This is a genomic window from Streptomyces sp. NPDC127197, from assembly GCF_042672405.1.
Classification (GTDB): domain Bacteria; phylum Actinomycetota; class Actinomycetes; order Streptomycetales; family Streptomycetaceae; genus Streptomyces; species Streptomyces flavusporus.
Map to the genome: position 1 here is coordinate 1 of NZ_JBHXVG010000098.1, position 6,026 is coordinate 6,026.

7 protein-coding genes are annotated in these 6,026 nt (G+C 68.3%); 2 read left to right on the forward strand and 5 right to left on the reverse strand.

What is annotated here, in order from left to right; translation table 11 throughout:
• Window positions 1-132: 132 nt before the first annotated feature.
• The 5 genes from ACFVJQ_RS45275 to ACFVJQ_RS45295 all read right to left on the reverse strand — a co-directional run bounded on the left by ACFVJQ_RS45275 (window position 133) and on the right by ACFVJQ_RS45295 (window position 4,029).
• On the reverse strand, window positions 133-1,062 hold the full coding sequence (locus ACFVJQ_RS45275) for a radical SAM protein (RefSeq protein ID WP_385791790.1): 930 nt from the start codon (window positions 1,060-1,062) through the stop codon (window positions 133-135).
• 183 nt (window positions 1,063-1,245) lie between these two features.
• The gene (locus tag ACFVJQ_RS45280) at window positions 1,246-1,737 is read right to left on the reverse strand and encodes a DUF6415 family natural product biosynthesis protein (RefSeq protein ID WP_385791792.1); all 492 of its coding nucleotides are present in this window, start codon (window positions 1,735-1,737) and stop codon (window positions 1,246-1,248) included.
• On the reverse strand, window positions 1,734-1,946 hold the full coding sequence (locus tag ACFVJQ_RS45285; protein WP_385791793.1) for a hypothetical protein: 213 nt from the start codon (window positions 1,944-1,946) through the stop codon (window positions 1,734-1,736). The genes ACFVJQ_RS45280 and ACFVJQ_RS45285 overlap by 4 nt, the downstream gene beginning before the upstream one ends.
• Window positions 1,947-2,066: 120 nt before the next feature.
• The gene (locus ACFVJQ_RS45290) at window positions 2,067-3,317 is read right to left on the reverse strand and encodes a helix-turn-helix transcriptional regulator (protein ID WP_385791795.1); all 1,251 of its coding nucleotides are present in this window, start codon (window positions 3,315-3,317) and stop codon (window positions 2,067-2,069) included.
• 307 nt (window positions 3,318-3,624) lie between these two features.
• Entirely contained in the window at window positions 3,625-4,029 is a 405-nt protein-coding gene (locus ACFVJQ_RS45295; RefSeq protein ID WP_385791797.1) for a type II toxin-antitoxin system PemK/MazF family toxin, read from the reverse strand.
• Between the two features lie 144 nt (window positions 4,030-4,173).
• Between ACFVJQ_RS45295 and ACFVJQ_RS45300 the strand changes: the two genes are divergently transcribed.
• Together ACFVJQ_RS45300 and ACFVJQ_RS45305 are read left to right on the forward strand one after the other, a co-directional pair.
• Complete coding sequence (locus ACFVJQ_RS45300) at window positions 4,174-5,412, forward strand: IS701 family transposase (protein WP_385791799.1); 1,239 nt, start codon at window positions 4,174-4,176, stop codon at window positions 5,410-5,412.
• A gap of 150 nt (window positions 5,413-5,562) precedes the next feature.
• Window positions 5,563-6,026: transposase (locus tag ACFVJQ_RS45305; RefSeq protein ID WP_385791801.1), on the forward strand; the 464-nt coding region annotated here is incomplete at its 3' end.

Genomic DNA, 6,026 nt, shown 5'->3' on the forward strand with positions numbered 1-6,026 from the left:
CCCACGAGCCCACCAGCGAGGCACGAACACGTGCCGCGGCGTGACGGCGAGCGGTTCGTACCAGCGCGACTCGGGCCGGGTCACCCCGGCCGCCAGACGCCGCGCGTGCACCTCCCAGTCCATCGCTTCCTCCTAGTGCTTGGGTGCGCAGGCGGGGGTCTCAGCCGGGGAGCAGTCCGACCCGTCCGAGTTCGGTTTGCAGGCCGTGAGCGTCTTCCCCGGCGAGGGCATGCAGGAGTCTTCGTCCGGCGTGCACCCGGCCCGGTACGGCCGCGGGATGCTCGCGGCGACCTGCGCCCACTGCGGGCCGGCGAGCACCTGCTTCAGCGAGCCCGTCTTGACGTCGCCAGCGGGCAGGAAACGGCCCATCACACACGGCGCGACCATGCCGTCCGGCAGGATCGCCGCCTTGCCGTGCGCGCACCGCCCGCACAGTTGCGATGTCGACGGCAGGAGCGTCTTTCCCTTCGCCGCGTTCCCGACCGCGCGCACATGGTCCACGCTCACCCGGTCTACCCCCAGCGCCCTCATCTCGTCGAGGGCCTCCTGCGAGCGCTGCCGATCACGCATGTGGATGATGCCGACCTTGACCGAGATGCCACGGCGGACGGCCTCGACGATGTTCGCGCGGGTGGAGTCGTGGGAGCCCTTCCGTCCGGTGATCTGGTCGTGCTCGTCCGGGTCGTCGGAGTAGTACGACGTGCCCAGACTCACGCGGGGGTCGGCGAACAGCTCCCAGTGCTCGGCGCGCACCCGGTAGAGGTTGCTGTAGACCTGCACGCGCAGCCCTGCACCCAGGGCGTGCCCGACGAGCCGGACGAACTCGGGGTGCAGTGTCGGTTCGCCGCCGATGAACTGCACGGTGTGCACGCCCGTGGCGGCGGCCTCGTCGATGACGCGGCGCCAGTCGTCGCCCGTCATGCTGCCGTGGCCCTTGGTCGGGTCCGCCTGCGCGTAGCAGTGCGACGAGCACGTGAGCTGACACCTGCCGGTGATCTCCAACTCAAGGAAGGTCACACCGCCCGGCACGGTGTTGGCCGGCGGTTCCAGTACAGCGGTCATGTGGTGCTGCCTCCTGGTGAATTGGGGTGCCCCCGCCCGGTCCGTCCTGTCCGCGGGCTCGGACGGGGGTGGAAGACCCGCCCCGCCGCAGGCTTGCGGTCCCCCGGCGGGACACGGGCATCTGTGGGTGCGACCCTGACCCTGCGGTCGCCGTGGGCCCCTCACCCGGGGCAGGGGGCCGCGTCAGCGGCGGCGTGGCGCGTTCGCGCAGCGGCAGTGGATCCGGCCCGCCCGTGCGGCACCGCCGGAGGGACTGACCTTGTCGTACGGCACCCATGCGTCGCCAGCCTCGATCGGCTTGTCGCAGGCCAGGCACATCGCCAGCCCGGTCAGCGCGTCGTAGTGGTCGCACAGGGCCACCACCGACCGGGCCAGCCGCCTGACACGGTCGACCTCACCGTAGAGGCCCGCAGCCTCGGGCTCCTCCAGACGCCGCCGGGCCTCGCCGACACCGGCCAGCGCCACCCTCGCCGGAACATCGTCCGGAGGCAGGACGTCGGCGAGCTGCACGATCTGCGGGATCAGCTGCCCCAGGTAGTTGTGGAAGCCCTGGCTGAAGAGCTTCACGCTCTGGTGGCGCGGCACCGTGCGCTGGTCCAGGAGCCAGGTCGCTGCTGCGCGCATCGTGGCGGTGGACTGCGCGGGAATCTCGGTCTCCTCGCGGATGACGTTCACCGGGCAGCTCCCGCCTTGCGGTGGACGGGGCAGGCGCACGGCGCCAGCTGCGTGCTGATCGGTTCGAGGGCGGGCTCGTACCCATGCGGCACACTGACCGTGGCACGCGGCGGGCGCACCACCACCCCGTCCCGGCTGACCGTGTACACCTCGATCGTCATCTTGGCGCCCTGTGCGCGCCCCTCAGACGGGGCGGTACCGTTCGTCATGTCGACGCTCCTACATAGCGTTGGCCATGCCCCGGGAGGTCTCACCACCTCGCCGGGGTCTGACGCTCTGACCGTAGGGGCGCCTGTGCGGTACCGCCGACCGTAATCCGGTCGCTACTTTCAGGCAGCCAGGATGCCGACCTTCTCGGCCAGTTCGGCGGCCCGGTGCCGCCGGGGAGCCTGCGTCGACTCGACTTCCTCCAAGAGGATTGTCCTGGCATAGCCGTTGTAGCGGATCGTCTCAGGTGCGGCCTCGTACGCCTTCTCCAACGACGCGATGGCGACGTCTGGCTGGTTGTCGAGTTGGTAGCCCCTCGCTTCCTCGATGCGGTGTCGGGCGCGCCGCGGGCGGGACTTGATGAGGCTCTGGTCCGCCCGAGCGGCCTGCCGCACGGACTCGCCGCCTTGGTGCAGTTCGACAGCCACGGTCACCGCGTGCGCGCCCATCACGGCCCGGCTGAAGCTGGTCACGGGGTGGTAGTACTCGGCAGGCAGCCGTGCAGCCATGTCGTTGGCCTTGTCCCAGTGCCGCCACGCGGTACCGGTCTCCCTTCGGCGGGCCGCGGTGTAGCCGAGTTCGAACTCCAGGGCACCAGCGATCGCCAGCACATCGTCCGAGGCGTCGGACAGGAGAGGCTCCAGGAACTGGACCGCTTCGCGGTTGACCGAGTCGGCAGCGTCGTAGTGCCTCGGTCCGCTGTCGCGGTGCGCCTGCGCCAGCAGCCACGAAGCAACGCCGATGGTGTGCGGATCCTCGCTCTCCTGAGCAGCGACCATGCCACGTTCAGCGACCCGCCAAAGCAGGGAACTGTCGGGCTGGTAGGCGATGAAGAACTGCGACAGCGAGTACGTCTGGGCAAGGAGGGACTGCGCCGCGCGCCGCTCGGCGGCGCTGTCGGCGTGTCGTACGAGCGTCTGGGCGTCCCGGATCAGGTCAGGCAGCAGCTTACCGATCGCCTCACGGTGGTTCTTTGACGCGTGCCGTGCCTTCCACGCGGTGTACAGCCGGGCTTCGAGGTGTGCAACGGGCGGCGGCTCAATTCCGGTCGTGAGCGGGAAGTTGTCGATGGCAGCCTTCACGGCAGCCAGACGCGGGTGGCCGGGACCGATGAACAGGTCAACGTGCACCTCCGGCCGTCCCGTCAGGTCGGCAAGGTCGCGAACCCTCAGCACCTCGGCGATGCGCAGTACCAACTCAAGGCCGGGTGCCTTCTGCTGACCGTTTTCAATCTTGCGGTACGTGTGTGGGGAAATACCGAGCAAATCGGCGACCTGCGACTGGGTCATCCCCCGGCGCTCACGGAGGATCTGAACCCGCTGACCGAACTTCAGCGGATCGGCGTACGGGTCCGGGGTAGCATCTTGAGACATCACGGCCTTGCCCCTCCTAGCAGCTTCGTCACAGCCAGAGTAGGGGCAGGGCCGGCCTCATGTTGATGGGGACATTTGAATCTGGCTCTGGCCGCAGTTCCGTGATGACGCGATCATGGCCGGAGTCCCGAACGCCCCGTGGTCAGCGTCTGATCCTCGGGCGGCCGCTCTCCAACGCGTTCCGCCGTCAGGGTGTGGCTAGTACTCCAGCCGTAGGTCGTGATCTTGTTGCTGAGGGCGCCGCGGGGTCAGGTGCGGCCACCCGTTGATCGTCCATGTCATCGGGGGGTGTTCGTTCCTTCTGCGCCTACTCGAGCTCGCGGCGACGGAGGGTGTCCCTGATCTCGCTGAACTTCGCAGCTATCGCAGGGGTCCACTCTTTGGCCTGTCTACCGAGGCGGCGGGCATCTTCAACCTCGTTGAGCTTCGCGGGGGACAGCACGCCTGCCCGCTCGATCAGGTCGTCCCGGGACACGATGGTCAGCCACGTGCAAGGGGTGAAGCCCGGACGCGGGAAGGCGAACCGCAGCACGCCTTCGAAGGGCAGCCCTTCGAAGGCTCCTACCGCCACTTCAACGCCCAGACCACTGATGTCGACGCCCGCCGGAGCGACGACCTGGATCACCCGGAACCCGGATGCCTCGTCTCCCGACAGCAGTACGACCGGGCGTCTCTCGTCGAACTCGACCCACCAGACTTCGCCACGGTGCATGTGTCCTCCTGATTGGTGGGGCGTTGCGGAGACAGGTGCGGCCACCAGTGATCATCGTGAGTTGTGTGGACTGACGAAGATCGCTCGGTGGCCGCGGGTCACAGCGTAGACCCTGCCCGTTGGCAGGAGAGGTTCGAGGCTTTGATGGGCCGGATATCGGGCCGGTTCGCGCGGGTTGAGCCCCGGCGGCGGGTGCGGGACCTGGTGCGTGGGCTGCTGTCGGACCTGCCGCGCAAGAACTGCTGGTCGATCGCCGAGTGGGCCGGGGAGGCGAGTCCGGACGGCATGCAGCACCTGCTCGGCCGGGCGAAGTGGGACGCCGACGCGGTGCGCGACGACGTGCGGGAGTACGTGCTGGAGCACCTGCACGACCCCGAGGCGGTGCTGGTGGTCGACGAGACCGGGGACGTGAAGAAAGGCACGCATACCGTCGGGGTCCAGCGCCAGTACACTGGCACCGCTGGGCGGATCGAAAACTCGCAGGTCGCTGTCTATCTCGTCTACGCAGGACTGCGCGGGCATGCGGCGGTGGACCGTGAGCTGTACATCCCGCGATCGTGGACGTGCGACCCGGACCGCTGCCGGGCCGCCGGCCTGAGCGAGGACACCATCTTCGCGACCAAGCCGAAGCTGGCCACCCGCATGATCGGCCGGTTCCTCGATGCCGGACACCGCGTGAGCTGGGTCGCAGGCGACGAGGTCTATGGCCGCAACCCCACGCTGCGGTCCGCACTGGAAAAGCGCAAGGTCAGCTATGTGCTCGCCGTCGCCTGCTCGGCTGAAGTCACCACCGGTGCCGGGAAGTTCCGGGCGGACTTGCTGGCCGCGAAGGTGCCCAGGCGGGCCTGGCAGAAACTGTCCGCCGGGGCCGGCGCCAAGGGGCACCGCTTCTACGACTGGGCGGTCATCGACCTGGACGAGGCCCGGCCCGGCAGCCACCGGCTGCTGATCCGCCGCAACTGCACCACCGGTGAACTCGCCTACTACCGCTGCTTCTCGCCGACCCCGGTGCCCCTGGCCACGCTGATCCACGTCGCCGGGTCGAGATGGCGGGTGGAGGAGACATTCCAGACCGGAAAGGGCCTGGCCGGACTGGACGAGCACCAAGTCCGCCGATTCGCCTCGTGGTCTCGCTGGGTCACCCTGGCCATGCTCGCCCACGCCTTCCTCGTCGTCGTCCGCGCAGACGAACACACCCGCCATCCCGCCCCAGACGGGCTGATCCCGCTCACCTGCAACGAGATCCAGCGACTGTTCACGACGTTCGTCGTGCGGCCCGTACACGACGTGGCCCACCGGCTCCGCTGGTCCGCCTGGCGACGCCGCCACCAGGCCCGAGCCCAGGCCAGCCATTACCACCGACAAGCCGCGAATCAGACATGAAGATCACGATCTACGGCTGGAGTACTAGTACTCCAGTTGCACTTCGCTATCGCTGCTGGTCAGGGGCTGGTTTCTGAGCATATTCAGCTGACGTGTCGTCATGTGGTCGAAGTTCGTGACTAGCAGCCCTTGATTGCTGTTGTGCTGATCGTGCAAGACGATGTACGGCCTGGTGTCTGGGCTTCGGAGCTTGAGGAGGTGCTGTTGCGGGTCGGTTACCGGTTCGGCCGGGTCGATCTGCGGCGGCGGATGCGGGACTACGTGCGCGGGCTGCTCGGCCCTGTCGGCCGGAAGAACGGCTGGCAGCTCGCGGAGTATGTCGGCCACGACGTCCCGGCCGGTTTGCAGCACCTGCTGAACCGGGCCCGGTGGGAGCCGGATGAGGTCCGGGACGACCTGCAGGAATACGTGGCCGAACGGCTCGGTGAGCCCGACGGTGTCCTGATCATCGACGAGACCGGCTTCCTCAAGAAGGGCACCGCTTCGGCGGGCGTGCAGCGGCAGTACTCCGGCACGGCAGGGACCTGTATTTCAATTAGTGCTCGGTTAGCGGGAGTTGGCGGAACACTGAGGGTATGGCTGCGCGTACGGTCGACCGGATCTCCGTTGTGGCT